Source organism: Pseudomonas fulva NBRC 16637 = DSM 17717, assembly GCF_000730565.1.
In the GTDB taxonomy this organism is placed as follows: Bacteria; Pseudomonadota; Gammaproteobacteria; order Pseudomonadales; family Pseudomonadaceae; genus Aquipseudomonas; species Aquipseudomonas fulva.
Genome location: NZ_BBIQ01000011.1, coordinates 1 through 24,403, shown reverse-complemented (window position 1 = coordinate 24,403; position 24,403 = coordinate 1). Strand labels below are relative to the sequence as shown.

The window sequence follows — 24,403 nt, the reverse complement described above, 5'->3', positions numbered from 1 at the left end:
GTTCAGCCACGCTCCCCCAGCAGCCACTGCAATTGCACTTCGTGCTGGCCACGGTCATCGGTCACGAACACCGTGCCTTCGCTGATCATCACATCCCATTTGATGCTGCGGGGCATGTCGGTGGACAGGGTCTCGAGCACCTCCTGAGGCACGGCCGCGATGCTGAGGTTCTTGAGGTTCTTCACCGCGCTCACCACCTTGCCTTCCCACACACGCAGACTACCGTAGGCCAGCAGGCTGGTGCGTTCGGTACGGCGCGAGCACCAGGTCAGGCGATCGGCATCTGGCTGGCCTACTTCGATCCAGTGCAACACGCGGTCGTCCAGGCTCTTTTCCCAGAGCGCCGGCTCATCGACGTCCGACAGCCCCCGGCCGAATGTCAGGTTTTCGTTGTACCACAGCGCATAGGCCAACAGACGAACCGCCATACGCTCCTCGGTTTCCGACGGGTGCCGCGCGATGGTCTGCTTGACGTTCTCGTAGACATTGCGGTCGAGGTCGGTCAGGTTCAGTTCGAATTTGTAGGTGGTGGACGGCTGGGCCATGGTCGGGGTGCTTCTTGCCTGAAGAAAAGTCGCACAGTCTAACCGATCCAGTCCACGGTTGCGCCGCGGCAGTATCTGCCGCATCGCAGCTGTGATAAAAACACCGCTCTTCATAGCTGCCACGGATGCCCCATGTCGACGTCAAGCAAACCCCTCGCCGGCCTTAAAGTGGTCGAGCTCGGCACCTTGATCGCCGGGCCATTCGCATCGCGCATCTGCGCCGAATTCGGCGCCGAGGTGGTCAAGGTGGAATCGCCCGACGGCGGCGACCCGTTGCGCAAGTGGCGCAAGCTTTACGAGGGCACCTCGCTGTGGTGGTTCGTGCAGGCGCGCAACAAGCGCTCGCTCACCCTCAATCTCAAGCACCCCGACGGGCGCGACGTCCTGCGCAAACTGCTGGCCGAGGCGGACATCCTGATCGAAAACTTCCGTCCGGGCGTGCTCGAGAAGCTCGGTTTTGGCTGGGACGTGCTCCATGCGCTCAACCCACGGCTGGTCATGGTGCGCCTGTCAGGCTTCGGCCAGACCGGGCCCATGAAGGAGCAACCAGGCTTTGGCGCGGTGGGCGAGTCCATGGGTGGCTTGCGTTACATCACTGGGTTCGAGGATCGCCCGCCCGTGCGCACCGGTATTTCCATCGGCGACTCCATAGCGGCGTTGTGGGCGGTGATCGGCGCACTGATGGCCCTGCGTCATCGCGAGGTCAACGGGGGTTTGGGCCAGGTGGTCGACGTGGCGCTGTACGAGGCCATCTTCGCCATGATGGAGAGCATGGTGCCGGAGTTCGACGTCTTCGGTTTCATCCGCGAGCGCACGGGCAACATCATGCCGGGCATCACGCCCTCCTCCATCCATACCAGCGCAGACGGCAAGCATGTACAGATCGGCGCCAATGGCGATGCCATCTTCAGGCGCCTGATGTTGACCATCGGCCGTAGCGACCTGGCCGAGGACCCGAGCCTGGCCACCAATGACGGGCGAGACCTGCGCCGCGATGAGCTGTACGGGGTCATCGATCGCTGGGCCAACGGATTGCCACTGGAGCAGCTTATGCAGGCCCTGACCGCAGCCGAGGTGCCGGCCAGCCGCATTTACTCGGCCGAAGACATGTTCAGCGACCCTCAGTACCTGGCGCGCGAGATGCTTCTGGAGGCGCGCCTGCCCGATGGCAAGGCAGTGCGCATGCCGGGCATCGTCCCAAAGCTATCCGACACCCCAGGCTCTGCCGATTGGGTCGGGCCAGCACTGGGCGAACACACCGACGAGCTGCTAAGCCAGCTGGGCTATGATGCGGCCGCCGTCGCCGCCCTGCGTCAGGCGGGCGCTGTCTGAGCCTGTCGCTGTTCCATTGCCTGCGCCCCGTTAGGTTGGCATGGACGGGTGCCCTACTGGCTGCACTGCTGAGCGTGCCATCAAGCGCTCAGGAGCGATTGCTGTGGCTGATGCGCGATCTGCCACCGTTCAGCGTATCCGAGGGCCCGGAAGAAGGTCGTGGGGTGATCGACCAGCTGTTACCGCAGCTGATCCAGCAGATGCCCGAATATGCCCACAGCACCGTGCGGGTCAATCGTGCGCGTGGCTTGCAGATGCTGCAGGACAGCAGCAGCCTGACCTGTGATCCGATGCTGCTGTGGACTGCCGAGCGCGCTCGCTATGTGCGCTTTTCCATCCCGTTGCTGGGCGTGCAAACCAGCGGCCTGGTCGTGCGCAAGGAAAACCACGCCCTGGTGGCGCCCCACCTCGACGGTGAGGCGGTCGATCTTCAAGGCCTGCTGAGCGACCCATCGCTACGCCTTGGGGTAGTGGCAGAGCGCAGTTACGGGGCTGTGATCGACGATACGCTGAGCCACTTGCCAGATGCCTCCGTCAGCCGGCACTACGGCACGCAGGCCACCGCCAACCTGCTGCAGATGCAACGCTTGGGCCGACTGCGCCTGGTGCTCGGCTACTGGCCGGAAGTTCGCTATCTGATCCAGCAACAGGGCGGATCGCCTGCTGACTACCAATTTCACCCGGTTCAGGGTGTGAAGCCCTACCAATTCCTGCATGTAGGCTGCTCGGCCAGCCCGCAAGGGCAAGCCGCCATGGCCCACATCGATCAGGTCTTGACCCAGCTGCGCCAGACGGTGCTACCGAACCTGTATGCGCATTGGCTCGACCTCGCTCAGCGGGCGGACTACCTTGAACACAGTCGCGCTTTCTTCAGCGAGCACACGGCGGCACACGCCGAACGCCCTGAACAGGACGAGCGCCACGCCGCTGGGCCGATCAACCTTCAAGATCCCCAACCCAGATAAAAAGAAACCCCGGACGCTGGGGAAGAACGTCCGGGGTCAAGCGAAAGCCCTTGGGCTTCCAGCGACAGCAGTGGCCATGCGGGAGCAAAGCAGTGGCCGGCTGTACTGATCAATCTGATGACTCGCTCAGGCAAAGGTTCCCTGAGGTTGCTGACGCTGCTGCAATGCAGCAATCACGCAAGGTTGCAGCCGCCCTTCGGCGATCTGCAGATCACGGTGCAGACCATCGACCATGTCCACCAGCAGACGTTGCTCCTGCAATTGACGCTCGCTGACCGTGCGCTGTAATACCACCCTGGCCAGGTGGTCGTGGACGGTCAATTGCCGGTTACCGTGGCTATCGGCCAGGCCCAAGTGCGCCTGGTAAGGGGTGAGGGCTTGGTTGAGCAGTCTGCAGATTCGTTCCATCCGGATTACTCGCTTGCTTGATGAGTTGTAAGGAGCAGACCTGCAAGCAAAGCGGAAAGTTCTAACCCTTCATGCTGTTGAATGCGCCGTCGGTGCGTTGATGGGTTGCGACCTTTCACGTTCGGACGGGCTTGGCAGTATTTGCAACACCCTTTGCAGGGCCGGGGAAGACAATGGCCATGGCAACTCCGCAATGACTTGCAAGCCAAAACCGCGGGCCTGATCAGCCAGGTTGCGTCGCCGGGCACCTGCCTGACCGACGAACAGCACCGGGCAGGCCATCGGTAGCCGCTTGAGTATCGCAATGCCTGTGCGGGTGGGCATGGCATGGTCGAAAATCAATAAATCCGGGGAGAATGCGCCCGAAAGGCACGCGTCGAGCTCGGCCTTGTCCTGACAGACCCGCACCCGAAACACGCCCTGGGCATTGAGGGCCTGGTGCAGAAGGATCTGGTGGGACGGGCGCACCTGATGAATCAGTACATGGGGCTGTTGCATGAGCCGCTCCTGCTGGGAGGACCGGCTAATCTAGGCGCGATGACGATCGGCCAGAATAGGATTTTTCTGAATTAATGCATCGAAACCACTGAGGCTCCGGATCGGCCCGACCCGGAGCCTGCAAGGTCAGAGCGGCTTGCCGCGATTGCCGTGCTGGCTGACGAAGCCTTGTACTGCCTTGAGGTCATTGGGCAATACGGTGCATCGCTCTTCACGGCTGAACAGGTCGCTCATGTGCACGGGCAATTCAAGCGCCTTGCCAACGCCTGCCTGCTCGACCGCTTCAGGGAACTTGACCGGGTGTGCGGTACCCAGCACAACCATGGGCGTATCCAGGCTACGGCGGCACTCGCGACCGGCCTTGACGCCGATGGCCGTGTGCGGGTCCAGCACCTCGCCGGTCGTCTCAAACACCTCGGCGATGGTCTGGCAGGTCTGTTCATCGGTGACGGCCAGCGAATCGAAGAGCTTGCGCGCCTCGGTCCAGCGGTCCTGTTCGACGGTGAAGCCGCCGCCTTGGCGGAAGTTGGCCATCAACTCGGCAATCGACGCGCCGTTGCGACCGTGCAGATCGAACAGCAGGCGCTCGAAGTTGGACGAAACCATGATGTCCATCGACGGCGACAAGGTGGCGTGCAACTGCTCCTTGACGTACTGGTTGCCGCTCATGAAGCGGTGCAGGATGTCGTTGCGGTTGGTGGCCACCACCAGCTGGCTGATCGGCAGGCCCATGTTGCGTGCCAGGTAGCCTGCGAAGATATCGCCGAAGTTGCCGGTGGGCACCGAGAAGGCCACCGAACGGGCCGGGCCGCCAAGCTGCAGGGCTGCGTGGAAGTAGTAGACGATCTGGGCCATGATCCGCGCCCAGTTGATCGAATTGACAGCTACCAGGCGGGTGCCCTTGAGGAACGACTGGTCGGCGAAGCTCGCCTTGACCATTTCCTGGCAGTCATCGAAATTGCCTTCGATGGCGATGTTGTGGATGTTCTCGCCGAAGAGGGTCGTCATCTGCCGACGCTGCACTTCCGAAACCCGCTGGTGCGGGTGCAGGATGAAGATGTCGACATTGTCGCACCGACGGCAACCTTCGATGGCCGCAGAGCCGGTGTCGCCGCTGGTGGCACCGATGATCACCACACGTTCGTTACGCTTGGCCAGCACGTGGTCGAGCAAGCGACCGAGCAGTTGCAAGGCGAAATCCTTGAATGCCAGGGTCGGCCCGTGGAACAGCTCAAGCACCCACTCGTTGCTGTTGAGCTGGCGCAGCGGGGCAACGGCAGCATGGGCGAATTCGCCGTAGGTTTCTTCGAGAATTTTCTTGAAGTCGGCATCGGCGATGCTGCCCTCGACGAACGGGCGCATGACGCGGAAGGCCAGCTCGTGGTACGGCAGGCCCGCCCAGGATGCGATTTCTTCCTGCGTGAAACGTGGCAGGTTTTCCGGGACGTACAGGCCACCGTCGGTAGCCAGGCCGGCGAGCAATACGTCTTCAAAGTTCAGGGCCGGTGCCTGGCCGCGGGTACTGATATAGCGCATGGGACAAACCTTTGGTTTGAGCGGCAAGCCTGGTTTACCCGCAGCAGAAAAGGGCCGGAGGCCTCGTTCCTGGGCGGCACGCCTTGGCTTGCCGTGACTATAGGGTGTTCTAAAGCCCCTACGCTGCGTATGGCTGCAGCGCCGGGGGTGTCGCTGGGGCTCTGTGCGAGAAGCCCCGGTACTCGGTCACGCATGTCCGAAAACAGCATTGCCGGACGTTCGTCACAAGGCTGTTCAGGCCAACCCTAGTTGAGCTGCTCGACGCGAATGCGCACGACCTGGCCTACCACATCCTGCAGGGCCTCGAGGGCAACGATAGCGTCGTTGATGCCCTGCTCCACCACCCGGTGGGTCAACAGGATCATCGGCACCAAGCCGTCTTGCTCTTCGGCTTCCTTTTGCATGATCGATTCGATGTTGATGCCACGCTCGGACAGAATGCTCGCCACCTGGGCCAGCACCCCTGGATGATCCTTGGCCTGAATACGCAGGTAATAGGCGCTCTCGCAGGCTTCGATCGGCAGGATCGGGTGCGCTGACAGCGAATCGGGCTGGAACGCCAGGTGGGGTACGCGGTTTTCCGGGTCAGAGGTCATGGCACGGACCACGTCCACCAGGTCACCCACCACCGAGGACGCGGTTGGTTCCATTCCTGCGCCTGCACCGTAGTACAACGTCGAGCCGGCGGCGTCGCCGTTGACCATCACGGCATTCATCACCCCATTGACGTTGGCAATCAGGCGGTCGGCCGGAATCAGCGTCGGGTGCACGCGCAACTCGATACCTTCGGCGGTACGGCGTGCCATGCCCAGGTGCTTGATGCGGTAGCCCAGGGCTTCGGCGTAGTTCACGTCCGCCGTGGTCAGCTGGGTGATGCCTTCGGTGTAGGCCTTGTCGAACTGCAGCGGAATGCCGAACGCGATCGATGCCAGGATGGTCAGCTTGTGCGCCGCGTCGATGCCTTCGACGTCGAACGTCGGGTCGGCTTCGGCATAGCCAAGCGCCTGGGCTTCGGCCAGCACATCCGGGAAGGCACGGCCTTTTTCGCGCATTTCGGTGAGGATGAAGTTGCCGGTACCGTTGATGATCCCCGCCAGCCAGTTGATACGGTTGGCCGACAGGCCTTCGCGAATGGCCTTGATTACCGGGATGCCGCCGGCCACCGCTGCTTCGAAGGCGACGATCACGCCCTTTTCACGGGCTCTGGCGAAGATTTCGTTGCCATGCACGGCGATCAGCGCCTTGTTGGCGGTGACCACGTGCTTGCCGTTCTCGATGGCCTTGAGCACCAGGTCGCGGGCCACGGTGTAGCCCCCAATGAGCTCGATGACGATATCGATCTCGGGGTTGCTCGCGACTTCGAACACATCAGCGGTAATGGGGGTACCGGTAATCTGGCAGTTCGGGTTCTGCGAGCGCATGGCGATCTGTGCCACTTCAATACCGCGCCCGGCACGGCGGGCAATCTCCTCGGCGTTGCGCTGAAGTACATTGAAGGTTCCGCCACCGACGGTCCCCAACCCACAGATGCCTACTTTGACCGGTTTCACTGTGAACTCCCCATTGAACGGCCGACACCTTTGCCGACCGTGAAACATGCCGTCACCCCATGACGACGGCGTATAGAACTGTATTACTTGGCAAGCGCCAGCTTGGCGACCTGCGGTGCAGGCTGGTAACCCGGAATCACCTGGCCATTTTCGAGCACGATGGCCGGTGTACCGTTGACGCCGATCGACTGCCCCAGCTGGAACTGCTTGCTGACCGGGTTGGTGCACTTGGCTGCCTTGATTTCATCACCCTCGACCATCTTGTCCATGGCTTTGCGACGGTCGCTGGAGCACCACACCGCCTGCAATTGCTGGTCGCCGGCCGAGCCCAGGCCCTGACGCGGGAAGGCGACGTAACGCACTTCGATACCGCGGCGGTTGAGTTCGGGCACTTCGGCATGCAGCTTGTGGCAGTACGGGCACGTGGTGTCGGTGAAGACGGTGATATGGGACTTGGTTTCGCCCTTGGCCGGATACACCACCATCTCACCTGCCGGAATGCCATTGATGAGCTTGGCTATGCCCAGGCGCTCGGCTTTTTCGGTCAGGTTGACGGGCTTGCCGTCCTGGATCTGGAACAGGTAGCCCTGCATCACGAACTGGCCATCAGCGCTGGCGTACAGCACACGCCCGCCTTGCAGCTTGACTTCGTACAGGCCGCTGACCGGGCTGCTGGCCACGCTCTCGACAGGCACTTCCAGGGACAGGTTCTGCAATGACTTGCGAATGGCCTGCTCGGCGCCGACTGGCGTATCGGGCGCCGCAGCCACGGCAAAGGTGCTGGCCAGCGCCAAGGCGGCGGCGGCGAAAAACGGGGTCACGCGCATGGATACTCCTGAGGGCGGACAGGGGCCGCAGAGCGTCACCTGAGTAAAACGACGAGGTGACTGGGCGGCCCTTGGTGCTAACCGCCCAAGCCTACCACATCACGCCTGGCTTGAAGCCGCCGCAGACTGCCGGTTGGGCGAACATGAAAAACATTCATCCGCGTGGATGGTGCTCGGCGTGCAGTTGCTGCAACCGTGCCTTGGCCACGTGGGTGTAGATCTGCGTGGTCGACAAATCGCTGTGGCCCAGCAACAGCTGCACCACGCGAAGGTCCGCACCGTGGTTGAGCAGGTGCGTGGCGAATGCGTGTCGCAGCGTGTGCGGCGACAAGGCCTTGTCGATGCCCGCCATCTGGGCATGGTGCTTGATGCGATGCCAGAAGGTCTGCCGGGTCATCTGCTCGCCGCGCAGGCTAGGGAACAGCACATCGCTGGGACGGCCGTTGAGCAATTCGGCACGGCCGTGGCGCAGGTAGCGCTCCAGCCACACCACCGCCTCCTCGCCCATGGGCACCAGCCGCTCCTTGCTGCCTTTGCCCATCACCCTGAGTACGCCCTGGCGCAGATTGACCTGATCGAGCGTGAGGCTGACCAGCTCGGTGACGCGCAGGCCGCAGGCATACAGCACTTCGAGCATGGCGCGGTCGCGCTGGCCGATGGCCTCGCCAAGCTCCGGGGCTTGCAACAAGGCTTCCACATCGGCCTCGGACAGCGACTTGGGCAGCGGTTTGCCCAGTTGTGGCATGTCTACCTGAAGCGTCGGGTCGATGGCGATGAGCTTTTCGCGCAGCAGGTAGCGGAAGAAACCGCGTAGCCCGGACAGGAAACGTGCGGTCGAGCGCGGCTTGTAGCCTTGGTCCAGGCGCCAGGCCAGGTGGTCGAGAATCAGTTCGCGGCCCGCATCGGGGAGGTTGACCGAGTGTGCTTGTAGCCAGCCGTTGAACAGGGCGAGGTCGCTGCGGTAAGAGGTGCGAGTATTGTCGGACAATCCCTTTTCGAGCCACAGGGCGTCCAGGAATTGATCGATGAGCGGGTGGTCCAGGGCGGGCATGCTGGGGGCTATTTGCGGCTGTGGGGGCGGTAGTGTTTCATAGCGATTGGCGGGTTGTCTGTATTTGGGGTGGGCTGGCTTGCAGTGCTTATCGAGGTTCGCGGGTTTTTATGGACCGGCGGCGAAGGGGGCGCGGTGAGATTAAATAATCGGTATGAACGTTTGAGCGCCTTGGGGCCTTGGCGCCTTAGCTTGGGCGTATGTGGCAAGTTGGTATTCATTGGCGAGGGGGGCGCACAGTCACCCTTCCGCCCTTACGGCGGCTCACTTTTTGTCTTGGCAAAAAGTAAGCAAAAACCGCCTGCTCCTGTCATCCGGCCCCTACGCTGCGCTCCGGGGTTCCCTCGCTCCGGGCTTGCTCCCGGGAGGACCGCGCTGCAGGCCCCATCCTGGGGCCCAGCGCTTGACAGGCATCCATGCCTGTCACCTCCCTGCGCAAGCCCTGCGCTCGGCCTCCTGAAGTCGCGATCTGCGGTGCCTGGGCTACCGCGCGCTTAGAAGCAAAAGCTAAAGCAACGGCACTGGCACTGGCACTGGCAAGAAGCCTGTCGAATTTCGTGCGGGAGCGGCGCTCCGGCGACGCCTTGCCTATGCAGGTTTTGATATTTCCTGCAGTACCGGCACCGGACGCTTGTCCTCGTCGATGGCAACGAAACTGAAGACGCCGTGAATCGCCCGCTCCCGGCCATCGAGATACATGTTTTCGACGAAGACATCCACCTGCACCTGCAAGCTGGTATTGCCTACCTTGATCACCGTACCCACCAGCTCGACGATTGAGCCCGCCGGGATCGGGTGCTTGAAGTCGATGCGATCGGTGGAAACAGTCACCAACGGCAAGCGGCAGAAACGCGTGGCCGCGATGAAGGACACTTCGTCCATCCACGCCAGGGCCGTGCCACCGAACAAGGTGTTGTGATGGTTGGTGGTGTTGGGGAACACCGCCTTGGTCACGCGGGTGACCGAAAGCTCGGTGCGGCGCTGAATTTCCTGGTCTCGGGTGGTCATGGCTGTCACCTGTACGAAGTTCAAAACGCAAAAAAGCAGCCCGAAGGCTGCTTCTTTCTCGCTAGGCGACCTGGGCCGCCGGGCAAACTGTACTCAGGACAGTTTTTCCTTGATGCGAGCGGCTTTGCCGGACAGATCGCGCAGGTAGTACAGCTTGGCTTTACGCACGTCACCACGACGTTTCACGGCCAGGCTGTCGATCTGTGGGCTGAAGGTCTGGAAGGTACGCTCTACACCAACGCCGCTGGAGATCTTGCGCACGGTGAAGGCGCTGTTCAGACCACGGTTGCGCTTGGCGATAACGACGCCTTCGAACGCCTGCAGACGGGAACGCTCACCTTCCTTCACTTTAACTTGAACGACAACGGTGTCGCCGGGTGCGAAGGTCGGGATTTCCTTGCTCATCTGCTCGGCTTCGAGCTGCTGGATGATCTTGTTGGTCATGCTGTGCTCCTAAGATGGATCGTGATCCACCATCGATACGTTTAACTATCGTCCCGCTCGTGGAGGTATTCCTCGAGCAGCTTCTTCTCTTCTCCAGAAAGCGAGCGACTTTCCAGAAGATCGGCGCGTCGTTCGAAGGTCCTACCAAGGGACTGCTTCATTCTCCAACGCCGGATGTGTGCATGGTTGCCACTAAGCAACACGTCGGGAACACGCTGATCCGCATACACCTCAGGTCGGGTGTAGTGCGGGCAATCAAGCAGACCATCGGTGAAAGAGTCTTCTTCCGCCGAGTCCACATGCCCTAAAGCTCCGGGCAGCAGCCGTGTAACCGCATCGATCAGTACCATGGCCGGCAGCTCGCCACCGGAAAGCACATAGTCGCCAATCGACCACTCCTCATCGACATGAGCTTCAATGAAACGCTCGTCGATGCCTTCATAACGACCGGCGATCAGGATCAATGATTCCTGTTCGGCCAGGCCTTTGACCGCCTGCTGAGTCAGCTTGCGGCCTTGTGGCGAGAGATAGATCACCTTCGCCGCAGCTCCGGTTGCCTGCCTGGCGTTGACCAGGGCATCTTCCAGAGGCTTGATTTTCATCACCATGCCAGGACCACCGCCAAACGGCCGATCATCTACCGTATGGTGACGATCTGTGGTGTAGTCCCGCGGGTTCCAGCACGTTACCTGAAGCAACCCCTGTTTCACCGCGCGGCTGGTAATGCCGTACTCCGTGATGGCCGAAAACATCTCGGGGAACAACGTGATGACGTCTACGCGAAGGTTACCCATCGATTAGAAGTCCGCGTCCCACTCAACCCGCATCACGCCTGCATCCAGGTCGATATCGAGCACGCATTGCGCCGTATAGGGCAACAAACGCTCGCGATCATCCAGGCTGCCTGCACACGGCTTGACCACCATTACATCGTTCGCACCGGTCTCCAACAGATGATCGACCTTGCCGAACAGGTGTTCGTCCTGGTTGATGACCTTCAGACCTACCAACTGGTACCAGTAGTACTCATCGGCGGCCAGGTTGGGCAAAAGGCTCCGCGCAATGCAGATTTCGTAACCGCTCAGAAGACGGGCTTCGTCACGATCCTCGAGACCTTTCAGTTTCACGACCAGGCCCTTTTGGGAGCCACGACCGCTGACCAGCTCGACCTGCTTTACCTTGCCTTCGTGCCGAAGCGTCCAGCTTGGATAATCCAACAGGTTTTCAATCGGATCGGTAAAGGAATACACCTTCACCTCGCCGCGAACGCCGTGAACCGAAAAAATCTTGCCAACGACGATGAGGTCGTCAGCCTTTTCTGGCGTCGCGTTCATATTGCTCAGGCGGCAGCCTTGGCAGCGTCCTTCAGCAGCTGAGCAACACGCTCAGACGGCTGTGCGCCCTGGCTCAGCCAGTAGGTGACGCGCTCTTGGTTGACCGACAGCTTGACTTCGGCGCCAGCAGCGATCGGGTTGAAGAAACCTACGCGCTCAACGAAACGGCCGTCACGGGCGTTACGCGAGTTGGTCACGGTCAGGTGGTAGAAAGGGCGCTTTTTCGAGCCGCCACGGGCCAGACGAATGGTTACCATGTGAACATCGTTCCTATAGTCGGTGCTGCAGTTGGTACTGCAAATCTGAATGCCAAATAGGCACACGGGTGCCCAAAAGGCCGCATATTCTCAAGGAATACACGGACATTTGCAAATGACTTTTTCGGTCGAAGCTTGCCCGACCGTCCAGACTTGCTGCGTAAGCCGCGAAAATCGCGACCGTTGTCCCGCTTGCGCGGGGTGAGGGGCCGGCACGAAGACGGTCTGCCCCGAAAACTTCACAGCTTGGGCATGCCGCCGCCCGGCAGCATGCCGCCGAGCCCTCGCATCATCTTGGCCATGCCGCCTTTGCTGGAGAACTTCTTCATCATCTTCTGCATCTGCTTGTGCTGCTTGATCAGCCGGCCGATGTCCTGCACCTGGGTACCGGAGCCTAGGGCAATGCGGCGCTTGCGCGAGCCGCTGATCAGGTCGGGATCGCGGCGCTCGGCCGGCGTCATGGAGTTGATGATCGCCTCCATCTGCTTGAACTGCTTCTCGGCAGCGCCCTGGGCATTGCCCATCTGCGACAGGTTGACGCCGCCGATGCTCGGCAGCTTGTCCATCAGCCCGCCCAGGCCGCCCATGTTCTTCATCTGCTGAAGCTGGTCACGGAAGTCTTCAAGGTCGAAGCCCTTGCCCTTCTTCAGTTTCTTGGCCAGCTTGTCGGCCTTGGCCTTGTCGATGGTCTGCTCGGCCTGCTCGATCAGGCTGAGCACGTCGCCCATGCCCAGGATGCGCGAGGCCACCCGGTCGGGGTGGAACGGCTCGAGCGCTTCGCTCTTCTCGCCCATGCCGATGAATTTGATCGGCTTGCCGGTGATGGCGCGCACCGACAGCGCCGCACCACCACGCGCATCACCATCGACCTTGGTCAGCACCACGCCGGTCAACGGCAAGGCTTCCCCGAACGCCTTGGCGGTGTTGGCGGCGTCCTGGCCGGTCATGGCATCGACCACGAACAACGTTTCGATGGGCTTGACCGCGGCGTGCAGGGCCTTGATCTCGTCCATCATGTCGGCGTCGATGTGCAGACGGCCTGCGGTATCGACGATGACCACATCGATGAACTTGAGCTTGGCTTCGCGAATGGCGGCTTCGGCGATGGCGACCGGCTTCTGGCTGATGTCGGACGGGAAGAAGGTGACGCCGATGTCGTTGGCCAGGGTCTCGAGCTGCTTGATAGCCGCGGGACGATAGACGTCGGCAGACACCACCATCACGCTCTTTTTCTTGCGCTCTTTAAGGAAGCGCGCCAGCTTGCCGGCGGTGGTGGTCTTGCCCGCACCTTGCAGGCCGGCCATCAGCACCACGGCAGGCGGGGCGGCATTGAGCGCCAGGTCCTCGTTGGCCGCCCCCATCAGGCTTTCGAGTTCGGCCTGGACGATCTTGACGAAGGCCTGGCCTGGGGTGAGGCTGCGCGACACTTCTGTGCCGACGGCACGTTCCTTCACGCTGTTGACGAAATCCTTCACCACCGGCAGGGCAACGTCGGCCTCGAGCAGGGCCATGCGCACTTCGCGCAGCGTGTCCTTGATGTTGTCTTCGGTCAGCTTGGCCTTGCCGGTGACATGGCGCAGCGTCTGTGACAGGCGGTCGGTCAGGTTTTCGAACATGATGATCCTTTCTGGCCCAGTAAAAGCCGAGGTTGTCAGGCGCCCGCGGGGAAATGCACACCCGCCAGGCACAGCAAGGCGGCGATTATAGCGAAGTGAAGCGACCGCGCACACCTTCAGTGGCACTCGCCAGTCGCGACGTGGGTTTGCCCCGTGCCTGCGCCGCCTCCGCCTTGCGCGCCCGTCAGTCTTCCTAGAGCGGCGCGGTTTATGCCAAACTCCGTCTCTTTAAGGCTCGCCCACCAGGACTTATGGTCTCCTCTCCCAGCCTCATCCCCAACCTGATTGCCGCTGCGCTCTACATCGTCGCGGCCATCTACCAGGGCTCATCCCTGGCCAAGGGCCGCAAGATCGACAAACGGCTACCCGGTCTGTTGGGCACCATTGCCGTGATCGCCCAGGGCGGTGCGCTGTTCTTCCAGCTGATCACCCCGCTTGGCCTGAGCCTGGATTTCTTCAGTGCCGCCAGCCTGATCGCCGTGGCCGTCATCGCCCTGACCTTGCTGGCATGCCTGCGCATCCCGGTGGAGAACCTGCTGGTGCTGTTGTTCCCGCTCGGTGCGGTCACTGCGCTGCTGGCCCAATTCGCGCCGCCGGGGACCGTGCCGCTGATCGATGAGGAACCGGGCATTCTTGCCCATATCCTCTTGTCGATTCTGGCCTACGGGCTGTTCACCATCGCCGTGTTCCAGTCGTTGCTGTTGCTGGTCCAGGACCATCAACTCAAGCACAAGCACCCCTCAGGCCTGATTCGAAACTTCCCGCCACTGCAAACCATGGAAAGCCTGCTGTTCGGCTTTCTCTGGGCAGGCTGGTGCCTGCTGTCCCTGTCGCTGGTGTCCGGCTGGTTGTTCTTTGACAACCTGTTCGCCCAGCACCTGGTGCACAAGACGTTGCTGGCCTGCGTGGCCTGGGTTGTGTTCAGCGTATTGTTGTGGGGGCGTACCCGCCTGGGCTGGCGGGGCCACAAGGCCATCCGCTGGACCCTGGCAGGCTTCTGCCTGCTGATGCTGGCCTATTTCGGCAGCAAGCTGGTTCGCGAATTCATCCTGCACATCTGACGGCCTTACATGAACATCCTGCCGTACGCACCTCTTCTCGGCACCTCGGCAATCGCCCTGCTGTGGTCTGCACTGCTCACCGCCATCGAGACCGCACGCCTGCACACGATGGTGTCGGGCGGCGAGAATGACAGCCCACCCAAGCTCTCGGGCCCTGCCCTGGTCCTGGGCGCCAGCCTGGGCAAATGGCTGGTGCTGGCGCTGGCCTGCCTGATCGGGCTGCGCCAAGGCGGTGACAATGGCCTGTGGCAGGCAGGCCTTGCTGCCGCTGCCGTTCTGTTGGTGTTCGCCGAGTACCTGCCGCGTCGCCTGGCCAGACGCAACCCGCACGTCTTCGTCAGCCTGGGCGCCTTGCTCAAGCCGCCACTGGTACTGCTGCAACCGCTGGCCGGTGTACTCGACGGCTGCGCCAAGCTGCTGCTGCGCCCACTGCGCAAGCAGCCCGCCGCAGTCGCCCTGCACCCCGAGCAAGCCGACGCCTTCGAGGACGACGAGCACCCGGAAACACCACGACGGGGCTTGCTCGACGGCATCCAGTCGCTGGACAAGATCACCGTCAACGACATTCTGGTGCCGCGCAACGAGGTCGATGGCATCAACCTCGACGAGCCGATCGCGCGCATCATCGAGCAACTGATCGTCAGCCGCCACACCCGTCTGCCGGTGTATCACAACGACATCAACCAGGTTGAAGCCATCCTCAACACCAAGCTGATCAGCCACTTGTTGCCGCAGGCCGAGCTGACCCTCGAAGCACTGCGCCAGGCGTGCTACGAGCCCTATTTCGTGCCCGAAAGCACGCCCTTGAACCTGCAGTTGCTCAATTTCCACAAGCAGCAGCGGCGCCTGGGCGTGGTGGTGGATGAGTACGGTGAAGTACTGGGTATCGTCACCCTGGAAGACATTCTCGAGGAAATCGTCGGCGAGTTCGAAGATGACCAGAGCCTGGGCAATCCCCATGTGCACAAGCAGCCTGACGGTACCTATGTCATCGACGGCACGGCCTCGCTGCGGGAGATCAACCGTAGCTTGGGTTGGCACCTGCCGTGCGATGGCGGACCAAAGACCCTCAACGGCCTTGTGACCGAAGCGTTGGAAAGCATCCCGGAGAGTGCGGTGTGCCTGAAAATCGGCCGCTATCGCCTGGAAATCCTTGAAACCGAAGACAATTGCGCCAGCAAGGTACTGGTATGGACGGCAACCCGATAGCTATACTCGGGCAACGCTTACCCAGCCCTGCCGTCCCGCCTGCTACCCGCACTCGGCGCTCCACGGTCAGTCCGCTTCGCTGAAACGCCCTGCGGCCCTGCTTCACCATCCTGAGCAGTGTCCGCCCGCCCCTATCCCCTTGGGCTATCGTCAGCCAGGCGAACACAACAACAATCGCGCCAGCGCCATGCGAACCGCTGTTCAGCCGGCTGCAATCGGTGTGTCCGTTGCAGGCTGACAGAGCACCATGGCGTTGCCCCAGACTGCCAGGGACCTTTGAATGACAACCAGCACCTACGCCGGCGCACCTGCCGCGCCGGTCAACTCGCCCGCGCGGGTTGCCACTGCCAGCTTCATCGGCACCGCCATCGAGTTCTACGATTTCTATGTCTACGCCACGGCAGCCGCATTGGTCATCGGGCCGGTGTTCTTCCCGTCCGGGTCCGGCACTGCCCAGATGCTGGCGGCCTTCCTGACCTTTGGCATCGCCTTTCTGGCCAGGCCACTGGGCTCAGCACTGTTCGGTCACTTCGGCGACCGTATCGGACGCAAGTCCACCCTGGTTGCCTCACTGCTATTGATGGGCGTTTCCACCACCGCCATCGGCGTTTTGCCGGGGTATGACAGCATTGGTGTGTGGGCACCGATCATCCTTTGCCTGTTGCGCTTTGGCCAAGGGCTGGGGCTGGGCGGCGAATGGGGCGGTGCGGCACTGCTGGCCACCGAAAATGCACCGCACGGTAAACGGGCGTGGTTCGGGATGTTCCCACAACTAGGCCCTTCGATCGGGTTTCTGGCAGCCAATGGCCTGTTCCTCACGTTGGCACTGACGCTTAGCGACGAACAGTTCCGCGAGTGGGGCTGGCGCATACCGTTTCTGCTCAGCGCCGCCCTGGTCCTGGTGGGGCTGTATGTGCGCCTGAAGCTCGAGGAAAGCCCGGTGTTCGCCAAGGTGGTGGCCCGCCAGGAGCGCGTGAAGCTGCCGGTGGTGGACCTGTTCGCCAAGCACTGGCGCCCGACCTTGCTCGGTGCCGCCGCCATGGTGGTGTGCTACGCACTGTTCTACATCTCCACCGTCTTTTCCTTGAGCTACGGCGTAAGCACGCTGGGCTACAGCCGTGAAACGTTCCTGGGGCTGTTGTGCTTTGCGGTGGTGTTCATGGCCTTGGCGACGCCGCTGTCGGCCTGGCTCAGCGATCGCTACGGACGCAAGCCTGTGCTGATCGTCGGCGGCCTGCTGGCCGTGGCTTCGGGCTTTACCATGGAACCGCTGCTGACCTCGGGTTCGACCACGGGCGTGGCGCTGTTCCTGACCATCGAGTTGTTCCTGATGGGCGTGACCTTCGCGCCGATGGGCGCCTTGCTGCCAGAGCTGTTCCCGACCCATGTGCGTTATACCGGCGCTTCGGCAGCCTATAACCTGGGCGGTATCGTGGGCGCGTCGGCAGCGCCGTTCTTCGCTCAGAAGCTGGTGAGCATGGGCGGCCTGAGTTGGGTGGGCGGGTATGTTTCAGCGGCGGCCGTGATCAGCTTGATTGCCGTGCTGTGCCTGAAGGAGACGCGCAATACCGAGCTCTAGGACGCTCAGGGTGGCCTCATAGCAGGAGCGTTGGGGCCGCCTGAGCGGCCCCAACGGCCTATCAGAACTCTACTTGCACGGCCTGGGCCGCACGGGTCGCCTTGGCGCGCGCCGCTTCGATGGATTCGTCACGGGCCAGGCAAACACCCATGCGACGAGTGCCGCTGATCTCAGGCTTGCCAAACAGGCGGATCGCGGTATCCGGCTCGCTCAGCGCAGCGCCGAGATTGGTGAAGGCGGTCTGCTTCGAGTGCCCCTGCGGAAGGATGACAGCCGAAGCACTTGGACCGAACTGGCGCACTACCGGAATCGGCAACCCGAGAATGGCGCGGGCATGCAGGGCAAACTGCGACAGGTCCTGGGAGATCAGGGTGACGAGGCCGGTGTCGTGCGGGCGTGGCGACACCTCGCTGAACCAGACCTGATCGCCCTTGACGAACAGCTCGACACCGAACAGCCCTCGCCCGCCCAGGGCATCGGTGACCGCCTTGGCAACCCGCTGCGACTCGGCCAGCGCCTTGGGGGTCATGGCCTGCGGCTGCCAGGACTCCTGGTAGTCGCCTTTTTCCTGACGGTGCCCAACCGGCTCGAGGAAGGTGGTGCCCCCGACATGACGCACGGTCAGCAGGGTGATCTCGTAATCGAAATCGATGAAGCCTTCGACGATCACCCGCCCCTTGCCGGCGCGCCCACCTTCCTGTGCGTAGGCCCAGGCGCTCTGCAGGTCGGCATCGCTGCGCAGAAGGCTCTGCCCCTTGCCGGACGAGCTCATCACAGGCTTGACCACGCAGGGGTAGCCGACATCGGCGACAGCCACCGCATAGTCTTCGTAGGTGTCGGCAAAGTGGTAGGGCGAGGTGGGCAGGTCCAGTTCTTCGGCAGCCAGACGACGAATGCCTTCACGGTTCATGGTCAGTTGCGTGGCGCGTGCAGTGGGCACCACGTTGAAGCCTTCGTTTTCCAGCTCCACCAGCGTGGCGGTGGCGATGGCTTCGATTTCCGGCACGATGTAATGCGGCTTCTCGGCCTCGATGACAGCGCGCAGCGCCACCCCATCGAGCATGTTGACCACGTGGCTGCGGTGGGCCACCTGCATGGCCGGCGCGTCGGCGTAACGGTCGACGGCGATCACTTCCACACCCAGGCGCTGGAGCTCGATCACCACTTCCTTACCCAACTCGCCACAGCCACAGAGCAGTACACGGGTCGCGGTCGGCGACAGGGGGGTTCCGATACGGGTCATTTCAGGTCCTCGAAGGCATCCGGGGCCGCGCCTGACTCGGCACCACCCGCTGAAAAAGGACCGCTATTCTACACCATCAGCCCGCCACGGCAGCCCGTCGGGCGCGAAATGCCATGGCCAGCCAGACGGCCGTGACGCCGGCGAACTTCGACGCCATGGCGGTACCGATGACCATGGGTGTGAGCGCACCGATCATGCCGAAGAAGATGAACGTATCGACCGGGATGCTCAAGGCCGAGCTCAACCACAGCCGGTCGCGCAGCGGGCGTCGGGTGACGCTGAAGACCAGCCAGTCGATCAGCTCGGAGACGAAGAACGCCGTGGCGCTGGCCAGGGCGATAGCGGGTTCGGAGGTGACGTAGGACAGCACCAGGGCCGCCAGCATGGCCACCAGTGCCCCATGCCCGAAGCGGGTCTGCACCATGTCGCGCAGGATGAAGACCAGGCCACCCCAGGCGGACCAGATGACGTCCAGGTGCGGGGCGCTGGAGAAGGCGTAGTTGATCAGCACGACACTGCTGATATAGGCAATCAGAAAGAGCATGGCGGGTAGTCTTTGGGCAAGCGGCACAGATTACCGTCGCCCGCCCTGGGAGGCAACCGCAGGACCGCTAGAGCACCAGCCCGGCTTCGGTAGCGCGCTCGTGGCAGCGCCTGAGCACCCCACGCCGCTCGTCGTTGCTCATCCGGCCCCACTGGCCGATCTCTGCAACGCTGCGCTGGCAGCCGGTACAGATATCCTGCTCATCCAGGGCACAGATATTGACGCACGGGGACGCCACGGGGCGCTCGCTCACCTCACTCATCGTCGGGCACCAGTTCCTTTGCGTAGCGCTGGGCGTTATGGACATAGTGCGCTGCGCTGGCCTCGAGCATGCGTTTCTGTTGCTCGGTCAGCTCGCGCACCACCTTGCCGGGCGAGCCCATGACCAGAGAGCCATCGGGAATTTCCTTGCCCTCGGCAATCAGGGCATTGGCGCCGATGATGCAGTGCTTGCCAATACGCGCACCATTGAGCACGACGGCGTTGATGCCAATCAGGCTGTAGTCGCCCACCGTGCAGCCATGAAGCATGGCGTTATGCCCAACGGTCACACCTTTACCCAGGGTCAGGGGCGAGCCCATGTCGGTATGCATCACGGTGCCGTCCTGCACGTTGCTACCTTCACCGATGTCGATCAGCTCGTTGTCGCCACGCAGCACAGCGCCGAACCAGACGCTGGCATGGGCCTGGAGACGGACATTGCCGATGAGCGTGGCGTTGGGCGCAGCCCAGCTGGTGGGATGAGTCTCGACCCGCAGGTCGCCCAGGCGATATTTCATGGTTGCTCCTCAGGCTGGGGTGCAGATGGCAGGGTGGGCCCTGCTCGTTTGTCGGTAGGACGTACAGGGGGATGGTGCAGGGAGATTCCGGCGTCGAACAACAGGTTGACCAGTTCGACGATCATGATTGCCGACAGCCCCCAGATCTTGTATTCGCCGTAGCGGTAACTGGGCACATACCAGCTGCGGCCCTGGTAATCGATGCGGTGGGTATGGTCACGTGGGTCCTGGCGAAAGAACTCCAGCGGAACAGTGAACACCGCCGCGATCTCGGCATCGTTGGGGCGGTATTCGACGAAGTCGGGAATGACGCCGACGTACGGCGTTACCTTGAGGCCATGCAGAGATATCAGGGGGCTGAGCGGGCCAAGCACCTCTACCAACCCCGGCGGCAGGCCAATTTCTTCTTCAGCCTCGCGCAGGGCGGTGAAGACCAGGTCCGGGTCTTCGGGATCGCGCCGGCCACCCGGGAATGCGACTTCGCCACCGTGGGTCGAAAGCCCCTTGGCACGCAGGGTCAGCACGAGCTCAGGTACTTCGCTGCGGGTAATGGGCAAGAGTACCGCCGCTTCCGGGAACCGCCGATCCGATTCCAGGGTTGCAGGTTGGTGGTTGCTCATTCGGCGAAGTAGCTCGTCCAGCATCGCGCTCACTCGTATCCAAGGCCTGCCCTGCATGATGCACGAAAGCCGTCAGCCACCCAACCCCTGCTGCTTGCGGCGACCGACCCGCCGCGCCAAGATAGGCCACGACAAAAGGAAGCCTCCATGAATTTCTGCAGTGCGTGCGGTCAGCCGGTCATCGAGCAGATCCCCCAGGGCGACACACGGTTGCGGTACGTCTGCCCCGCGTGCCACACCATCCACTACCAGAACCCCAACGTGGTGGCCGGTGTACTGCCTACCCATGGCAGCCGAGTGCTGCTGTGCCGCCGCGCCATCGAGCCGCGCCGTGGTTTCTGGACATTGCCAGCCGGCTTCATGGAAAACGGCGAGACGCTCGACCAGGCCGCCCGTCGCGAGACCATCGAAGAAGCCTGCGCGCGTGTAGGCTCGATGACGCTGTACCAGCTGTTCGATTTGCCGCACATCAACCAGGTGCATGTCTTCTTTCGCGCCGAGCTGGCGGACCTTGAGTTTGCCGTCGGGGTCGAGAGCCTGGAAGTAAGGCTGTTCGAGGAGCATGAGATCCCCTGGGATGCCCTGGCTTTCCGGACCGTGGCGCGGACATTAGAATGCTACTATCGCGACCGAATCGAGCAGCAGTTCCCCATAGGCCATGAATACCTGCCGCCGATGAACGTGTCGCCCACACCCCGTTAGGGTTTACGAAATGCCGCCCGGTGATGATTACCGCCGCGGGCCTTTCGCGAAGCCCGGCACAGAGCCTTCAGGATATTGCTACATGCGCTGGTTGCTTGCCCTCCTCTGCCTTGGCGTTGCCTCGATGTCCCAGGCGGCCTACACCGAAACCATCATCCGCAAACCGGTCTCGGCGGTGCAGACGGGCTCGCCTGCGCAACCGGCCGTGCAGCCTCAGGTCGACAAGGTACTGGTCATCAAGTCCGAGCGTCGCCTGCAACTGATCAGCCGCGGCGAGCCAATCAAGACCTACCGCATTTCCCTGGGCAAGCAACCGAAGGGCCCCAAGCAGCGCGAAGGCGACAAGAAAACCCCGGAAGGCTTCTACTGGCTGGACTGGCGCAAGCAGAGCGAGCGCTTCAACCTGGCCATGCACATCGACTACCCCAACGTCAGCGATGCGGCCCGGGCCAGCCAGGCAGGCGTGAAGGCCGGCAGCATGATCATGATCCACGGCACGCCGATCAATGACGAATACCCCGAGTGGTATTTCCATACGCTGGACTGGACAGACGGCTGTATCGCCATGCGTAACCGCGACATGCAAGAAGTCTGGAGCCTGGTGCGCGATGGCACGATGATCGAGATTCGGCCCTGATTTAGCGCAATTCATCTGTTTTTGCAGGAAAGACCCCACCTATTTGCTGGAACCTGCCTGACAGTGTCTTAGGCACGGGACGGCATCCAAGTGAATGCAGCGGCTTAAAGCATCCACGCAATCGGGTACGAGGCCCGTACCGCATCGCATGCCGTGCATGGGCGTTGCCCAGATCAACGCGCTGCTCTAGGTCACCACCGAAGGCTGCCCAGGGCTGAAACGCGGTGGATCCTGGGCTGATCCGCACCAGTAGGCATAACCGCTCTGAGCAGTGGGCATCGAGCCTGGGCGCCAGGCGCCACTTAGCAACCTTGGGACGGCGCCCTTCTCCGAGGCTCCTGCCAGATACACCACAGGGTTGCAACGTCCGTTCATGGTTCTGCAAACGAAATATCACAATTGCCCACTAGAGTGCGGTCTGGATCAATTCTGCAACCCAAGGACATGTGATGAGTCGTGATACCGGCGACAACCTGGACCGAAACCCCGGCACCAACACGGCCATGGCCACTGTCATGGACATTTACCTGAGCCGACGCAGTGTGATGCGCGGCGGTCTGGCCGCCGCCGTCACCTTGATCGCCGGCACCGGCTTGGGCGGTTGTGTCAATGGGGCTGAGATTCGCAGGCCTGCCGGCCCTGGTGTGTCGGCCAGCGGTAACGCTGCCAGGTCAGGGCTGACGCTGGGCTTCGACTCGATCCCCGGGTCACGCACCGATGCGTGCACCATTGCCAAGGGCTATCGTGCACGCGTCCTGGCCCCCTGGGGAACACCACTCAACCGGAAAGCCGCGCCCTGGAAGCCTGACGGCAGCAATACCGCTGTCGACCAGGCCAACGCCATGGGCATGCACCATGACGGCATGCATTTCTTCCCCATCGATGGCAGCTCGGATGATGGCCTGTTGGCCATTAACTTCGAGTACATCGACCCTGCAGCTTTGCACCCGGCCGGCCCCACCAGGGCAGCTAACGGCAAGCGGCCGGCAGAAGAAGTTCGCAAGGAAATCAACGCACATGGCGCTGGCGTGGTACGCCTGCGCAACGTGCATGGCCACTGGCAGGTGGTGGAGAACGATCCACTGAACCGGCGTTTCACCACCGCCTCGCCCATGCACATCAGCGGCCCGCTGCGCGGCACCGCTCATGTCAAGACCCCATACTCCACTGCCGGCACCCACTGCCGTGGCACCAACAACAACTGTGGCAATGGCTACACGCCTTGGGGCACCTACCTCACCTGCGAAGAGAACTGGCCAGGCATTTTCGTCAACCACGGTACGTGCCCGGAGGATCAGCGCCGCTTGGGCGTGGCCACCTCCAGCAGCCAGTACCAGTGGGAAAGCGCCGCGGGTGATAGCGGTGAAGACGCTGGCGAGTTTGCCAGATTCGATGTAACGGCCAAAGGCACCAGTGCACTGGAGGATTACCGCAACGAAGCCAGCACTTACGGCTACATCGTCGAAATCGACCCGTATGACCGCACCACCCTGGCCACCAAGCGCACGGCGCTGGGTCGCTTTCGTCACGAAGGCTGTGCACCGGGCGTGCCAGTCGCTGGCAAGCCTCTGGTCTGGTACATGGGTGACGATTCGAACAACGAGTACCTTTACAAGTGGGTGTCGCAGGCACCGTGGGACCCCGCCGACGCTCAGGCTGCCAACCGCCTGGCCACAGGGGCCAAGTACCTCGACCACGGCACGCTGTACGTGGCTCGCTTCGAGGCCGATGGCACGGGGGTATGGTTACCGCTGGACGTGCTTACCCCTACCACCGGGGGTGGCACGCTGGGTGCACGCTTTGGTGACCTGCCGGGCATCTTGCTCAATACCCGTGGCGCTGCCGACGCCGTGGGCGCTACGCCGATGGATCGGCCGGAGTGGACCACTGTCAATCCGCTCAACGGCGATGTGTACCTCACACTGACCAATAACAGTACGCGCACGCCGGACAAGGTCGACGCGGTCAATCCACGCGGGCCCAACCGTCATGGCCATATCATTCGCTGGCATGACAGCGACGATCACCTGCGCTTGACCTGGGACATCTTCGTGTTTGGCGCCAATGCGGGCGGTGGGGCCGAGATCAACCGTTCTGGACTGACGGAACTCAACCAGTTCGCCAGCCCTGACGGGATGCGATTCGATAGTCGCGGGGTGCTGTGGTTCGAGACGGACAACAGTGAGTCGACGGTCAGTGACTACACCAACGACCAGCTGTTGGCGGTGATTCCAGGTCTGCTGGTGGATGCGGCGGGGCGGCAGGTGCCGGTCAATGGGCAGAACCAAGGGGGGTTGCGGCGGTTTTTCGTGGGGCCCAACGGGTGTGAGGTGACGGGGATTGCGTTTACGCCGGATAACAGGACGTTGTTTGTCAATATTCAGCATCCGGGGAATTGGCCAGTTTCGGAGGATGCTACCGAGGGGGCTGTTGGGGGGAAGCGGGTTAGGCCGCGGTCTTCCACGGTGGTGATTCAGCGGGAGGATGGGGGGGAGATTGGGACGGTTTGATTGGGTTCTGGGGGACTACGTAGGTTATTCAACCTTAAGTTTCAAGTTCCAGATTCTATAGTCCATGTTTTATGTGAGATAGGAATTTTGGCGGGGGCGCTTGTATCGATTAGATATTCAGTGGCGGGGGTGGCGCACAGTCACCTTT

General features: G+C 62.1%; 26 protein-coding genes. 8 read left to right on the top strand and 18 right to left on the bottom strand.

What is annotated here, in order from left to right:
- Positions 1–2 precede the first annotated feature (2 nt).
- Positions 3–545 (bottom strand): YaeQ family protein, encoded by a 543-nt coding sequence (locus PFU01S_RS12445; RefSeq protein WP_028686915.1) that lies wholly within the window; start codon positions 543–545, stop codon positions 3–5.
- A gap of 132 nt (positions 546–677) precedes the next feature.
- On the opposite strand from PFU01S_RS12445, the gene PFU01S_RS12440 reads away from it, so the two are divergent.
- Together PFU01S_RS12440 and PFU01S_RS12435 are read left to right on the top strand one after the other, a co-directional pair.
- The gene (locus PFU01S_RS12440; RefSeq protein WP_027913827.1) at positions 678–1,877 is read left to right on the top strand and encodes a CaiB/BaiF CoA transferase family protein; all 1,200 of its coding nucleotides are present in this window, start codon (positions 678–680) and stop codon (positions 1,875–1,877) included.
- A gap of 2 nt (positions 1,878–1,879) precedes the next feature.
- Positions 1,880–2,842: a TIGR02285 family protein gene (locus tag PFU01S_RS12435; protein WP_371259660.1), complete on the top strand. Its 963-nt coding sequence runs from the start codon at positions 1,880–1,882 to the stop codon at positions 2,840–2,842.
- A gap of 126 nt (positions 2,843–2,968) precedes the next feature.
- Here PFU01S_RS12435 and PFU01S_RS12430 read toward each other — a convergent pair whose 3' ends face one another.
- The 12 genes from PFU01S_RS12430 to ffh all read right to left on the bottom strand — a co-directional run bounded on the left by PFU01S_RS12430 (position 2,969) and on the right by ffh (position 13,371).
- A complete protein-coding gene (locus PFU01S_RS12430; protein ID WP_023534040.1) occupies positions 2,969–3,250 on the bottom strand; it encodes a DUF3509 domain-containing protein in 282 nt (93 codons plus the stop codon).
- A gap of 69 nt (positions 3,251–3,319) precedes the next feature.
- On the bottom strand, positions 3,320–3,748 hold the full coding sequence (locus PFU01S_RS12425; RefSeq protein WP_028686916.1) for a response regulator: 429 nt from the start codon (positions 3,746–3,748) through the stop codon (positions 3,320–3,322).
- Between the two features lie 126 nt (positions 3,749–3,874).
- A complete protein-coding gene (thrC, locus tag PFU01S_RS12420) occupies positions 3,875–5,284 on the bottom strand; it encodes a threonine synthase (RefSeq protein WP_028686917.1) in 1,410 nt (469 codons plus the stop codon).
- 245 nt (positions 5,285–5,529) lie between these two features.
- Entirely contained in the window at positions 5,530–6,834 is a 1,305-nt protein-coding gene (locus tag PFU01S_RS12415; protein WP_023534107.1) for a homoserine dehydrogenase, read from the bottom strand.
- A gap of 83 nt (positions 6,835–6,917) precedes the next feature.
- Positions 6,918–7,661, bottom strand: coding sequence for a thioredoxin fold domain-containing protein (locus PFU01S_RS12410; protein ID WP_027913823.1), 744 nt, complete (start codon positions 7,659–7,661; stop codon positions 6,918–6,920).
- Between the two features lie 154 nt (positions 7,662–7,815).
- Positions 7,816–8,712: a site-specific tyrosine recombinase XerD gene (gene xerD / locus PFU01S_RS12405; RefSeq protein ID WP_027913822.1), complete on the bottom strand. Its 897-nt coding sequence runs from the start codon at positions 8,710–8,712 to the stop codon at positions 7,816–7,818.
- 588 nt (positions 8,713–9,300) lie between these two features.
- Positions 9,301–9,720, bottom strand: a complete 420-nt coding sequence (locus PFU01S_RS12400) for an acyl-CoA thioesterase (protein ID WP_027913821.1) — start codon at positions 9,718–9,720, stop codon at positions 9,301–9,303.
- A 93-nt stretch (positions 9,721–9,813) separates the two neighbouring features.
- Positions 9,814–10,164, bottom strand: coding sequence for a 50S ribosomal protein L19 (gene rplS, locus PFU01S_RS12395; RefSeq protein ID WP_023533640.1), 351 nt, complete (start codon positions 10,162–10,164; stop codon positions 9,814–9,816).
- Positions 10,165–10,205: 41 nt separating this feature from the next.
- Complete coding sequence (trmD, locus tag PFU01S_RS12390; RefSeq protein WP_023533658.1) at positions 10,206–10,958, bottom strand: tRNA (guanosine(37)-N1)-methyltransferase TrmD; 753 nt, start codon at positions 10,956–10,958, stop codon at positions 10,206–10,208.
- A gap of 3 nt (positions 10,959–10,961) precedes the next feature.
- Positions 10,962–11,498, bottom strand: coding sequence for a ribosome maturation factor RimM (gene rimM / locus PFU01S_RS12385; protein ID WP_027913820.1), 537 nt, complete (start codon positions 11,496–11,498; stop codon positions 10,962–10,964).
- 5 nt (positions 11,499–11,503) lie between these two features.
- Positions 11,504–11,755, bottom strand: a complete 252-nt coding sequence (gene rpsP / locus PFU01S_RS12380; protein ID WP_023533649.1) for a 30S ribosomal protein S16 — start codon at positions 11,753–11,755, stop codon at positions 11,504–11,506.
- Positions 11,756–11,994: 239 nt separating this feature from the next.
- The gene (ffh, locus tag PFU01S_RS12375; RefSeq protein WP_023533651.1) at positions 11,995–13,371 is read right to left on the bottom strand and encodes a signal recognition particle protein; all 1,377 of its coding nucleotides are present in this window, start codon (positions 13,369–13,371) and stop codon (positions 11,995–11,997) included.
- A gap of 251 nt (positions 13,372–13,622) precedes the next feature.
- Here ffh and PFU01S_RS12370 point away from each other — a divergent pair, with 251 nt between their 5' ends.
- From PFU01S_RS12370 to PFU01S_RS12360, 3 genes are all read left to right on the top strand, one after another.
- Positions 13,623–14,432 carry a cytochrome C assembly family protein gene (locus PFU01S_RS12370; protein WP_028686918.1) on the top strand — a complete coding sequence of 270 codons (810 nt, stop codon included), beginning with the start codon at positions 13,623–13,625 and terminating at the stop codon, positions 14,430–14,432.
- 9 nt (positions 14,433–14,441) lie between these two features.
- Positions 14,442–15,641 carry a transporter associated domain-containing protein gene (locus PFU01S_RS12365; protein WP_028686919.1) on the top strand — a complete coding sequence of 400 codons (1,200 nt, stop codon included), beginning with the start codon at positions 14,442–14,444 and terminating at the stop codon, positions 15,639–15,641.
- Positions 15,642–15,921: 280 nt separating this feature from the next.
- The gene (locus tag PFU01S_RS12360) at positions 15,922–17,220 is read left to right on the top strand and encodes an MFS transporter (RefSeq protein ID WP_028686920.1); all 1,299 of its coding nucleotides are present in this window, start codon (positions 15,922–15,924) and stop codon (positions 17,218–17,220) included.
- Positions 17,221–17,281: 61 nt separating this feature from the next.
- Here the strand turns inward: PFU01S_RS12360 and purT are convergent, their stop codons facing one another.
- From purT to PFU01S_RS12335, 5 genes are all read right to left on the bottom strand, one after another.
- Positions 17,282–18,463: a formate-dependent phosphoribosylglycinamide formyltransferase gene (purT, locus tag PFU01S_RS12355; protein WP_028686921.1), complete on the bottom strand. Its 1,182-nt coding sequence runs from the start codon at positions 18,461–18,463 to the stop codon at positions 17,282–17,284.
- 76 nt (positions 18,464–18,539) lie between these two features.
- Positions 18,540–19,007, bottom strand: coding sequence for a VUT family protein (locus tag PFU01S_RS12350; RefSeq protein WP_023533643.1), 468 nt, complete (start codon positions 19,005–19,007; stop codon positions 18,540–18,542).
- A gap of 67 nt (positions 19,008–19,074) precedes the next feature.
- A complete protein-coding gene (locus PFU01S_RS12345; protein WP_371920335.1) occupies positions 19,075–19,260 on the bottom strand; it encodes a DUF1289 domain-containing protein in 186 nt (61 codons plus the stop codon).
- Position 19,261: 1 nt separating this feature from the next.
- Positions 19,262–19,786: a gamma carbonic anhydrase family protein gene (locus PFU01S_RS12340; protein WP_023533654.1), complete on the bottom strand. Its 525-nt coding sequence runs from the start codon at positions 19,784–19,786 to the stop codon at positions 19,262–19,264.
- Positions 19,783–20,439: a CoA pyrophosphatase gene (locus PFU01S_RS12335; protein ID WP_225806658.1), complete on the bottom strand. Its 657-nt coding sequence runs from the start codon at positions 20,437–20,439 to the stop codon at positions 19,783–19,785. Before PFU01S_RS12335 ends, PFU01S_RS12340 begins: the two co-directional genes overlap by 4 nt.
- 114 nt (positions 20,440–20,553) lie before the next feature.
- Between PFU01S_RS12335 and PFU01S_RS12330 the strand changes: the two genes are divergently transcribed.
- The 3 genes from PFU01S_RS12330 to PFU01S_RS12320 all read left to right on the top strand — a co-directional run bounded on the left by PFU01S_RS12330 (position 20,554) and on the right by PFU01S_RS12320 (position 24,255).
- On the top strand, positions 20,554–21,108 hold the full coding sequence (locus PFU01S_RS12330) for an NUDIX hydrolase (RefSeq protein WP_028686922.1): 555 nt from the start codon (positions 20,554–20,556) through the stop codon (positions 21,106–21,108).
- A gap of 82 nt (positions 21,109–21,190) precedes the next feature.
- Positions 21,191–21,745 carry a L,D-transpeptidase family protein gene (locus PFU01S_RS12325; RefSeq protein ID WP_023533642.1) on the top strand — a complete coding sequence of 185 codons (555 nt, stop codon included), beginning with the start codon at positions 21,191–21,193 and terminating at the stop codon, positions 21,743–21,745.
- A gap of 449 nt (positions 21,746–22,194) precedes the next feature.
- Entirely contained in the window at positions 22,195–24,255 is a 2,061-nt protein-coding gene (locus PFU01S_RS12320) for a PhoX family protein (RefSeq protein ID WP_028686923.1), read from the top strand.
- The last annotated feature ends 148 nt before the right edge of the window (positions 24,256–24,403 follow it).

Coding starts and splice junctions, on each gene's coding strand:
- PFU01S_RS12400 (WP_027913821.1), bottom strand. CDS start 9,720: ATGACCACCCGAGACCAGGAAATTCAGCGCCGCACCGAGCTTTCGGTC.
- ffh (WP_023533651.1), bottom strand. CDS start 13,371: ATGTTCGAAAACCTGACCGACCGCCTGTCACAGACGCTGCGCCATGTC.
- PFU01S_RS12365 (WP_028686919.1), top strand. CDS start 14,442: ATGAACATCCTGCCGTACGCACCTCTTCTCGGCACCTCGGCAATCGCC.
- PFU01S_RS12425 (WP_028686916.1), bottom strand. CDS start 3,748: ATGCAACAGCCCCATGTACTGATTCATCAGGTGCGCCCGTCCCACCAG.
- rimM (WP_027913820.1), bottom strand. CDS start 11,498: ATGAACGCGACGCCAGAAAAGGCTGACGACCTCATCGTCGTTGGCAAG.
- thrC (WP_028686917.1), bottom strand. CDS start 5,284: ATGCGCTATATCAGTACCCGCGGCCAGGCACCGGCCCTGAACTTTGAA.
- purT (WP_028686921.1), bottom strand. CDS start 18,463: ATGACCCGTATCGGAACCCCCCTGTCGCCGACCGCGACCCGTGTACTG.
- PFU01S_RS12430 (WP_023534040.1), bottom strand. CDS start 3,250: ATGGAACGAATCTGCAGACTGCTCAACCAAGCCCTCACCCCTTACCAG.
- PFU01S_RS12360 (WP_028686920.1), top strand. CDS start 15,922: ATGACAACCAGCACCTACGCCGGCGCACCTGCCGCGCCGGTCAACTCG.
- PFU01S_RS12320 (WP_028686923.1), top strand. CDS start 22,195: ATGAGTCGTGATACCGGCGACAACCTGGACCGAAACCCCGGCACCAAC.
- trmD (WP_023533658.1), bottom strand. CDS start 10,958: ATGGGTAACCTTCGCGTAGACGTCATCACGTTGTTCCCCGAGATGTTT.
- PFU01S_RS12370 (WP_028686918.1), top strand. CDS start 13,623: ATGGTCTCCTCTCCCAGCCTCATCCCCAACCTGATTGCCGCTGCGCTC.
- PFU01S_RS12330 (WP_028686922.1), top strand. CDS start 20,554: ATGAATTTCTGCAGTGCGTGCGGTCAGCCGGTCATCGAGCAGATCCCC.
- PFU01S_RS12440 (WP_027913827.1), top strand. CDS start 678: ATGTCGACGTCAAGCAAACCCCTCGCCGGCCTTAAAGTGGTCGAGCTC.
- xerD (WP_027913822.1), bottom strand. CDS start 8,712: ATGCCCGCCCTGGACCACCCGCTCATCGATCAATTCCTGGACGCCCTG.
- PFU01S_RS12350 (WP_023533643.1), bottom strand. CDS start 19,007: ATGCTCTTTCTGATTGCCTATATCAGCAGTGTCGTGCTGATCAACTAC.
- rplS (WP_023533640.1), bottom strand. CDS start 10,164: ATGACCAACAAGATCATCCAGCAGCTCGAAGCCGAGCAGATGAGCAAG.
- PFU01S_RS12325 (WP_023533642.1), top strand. CDS start 21,191: ATGCGCTGGTTGCTTGCCCTCCTCTGCCTTGGCGTTGCCTCGATGTCC.
- rpsP (WP_023533649.1), bottom strand. CDS start 11,755: ATGGTAACCATTCGTCTGGCCCGTGGCGGCTCGAAAAAGCGCCCTTTC.
- PFU01S_RS12340 (WP_023533654.1), bottom strand. CDS start 19,786: ATGAAATATCGCCTGGGCGACCTGCGGGTCGAGACTCATCCCACCAGC.
- PFU01S_RS12410 (WP_027913823.1), bottom strand. CDS start 7,661: ATGCGCGTGACCCCGTTTTTCGCCGCCGCCGCCTTGGCGCTGGCCAGC.
- PFU01S_RS12445 (WP_028686915.1), bottom strand. CDS start 545: ATGGCCCAGCCGTCCACCACCTACAAATTCGAACTGAACCTGACCGAC.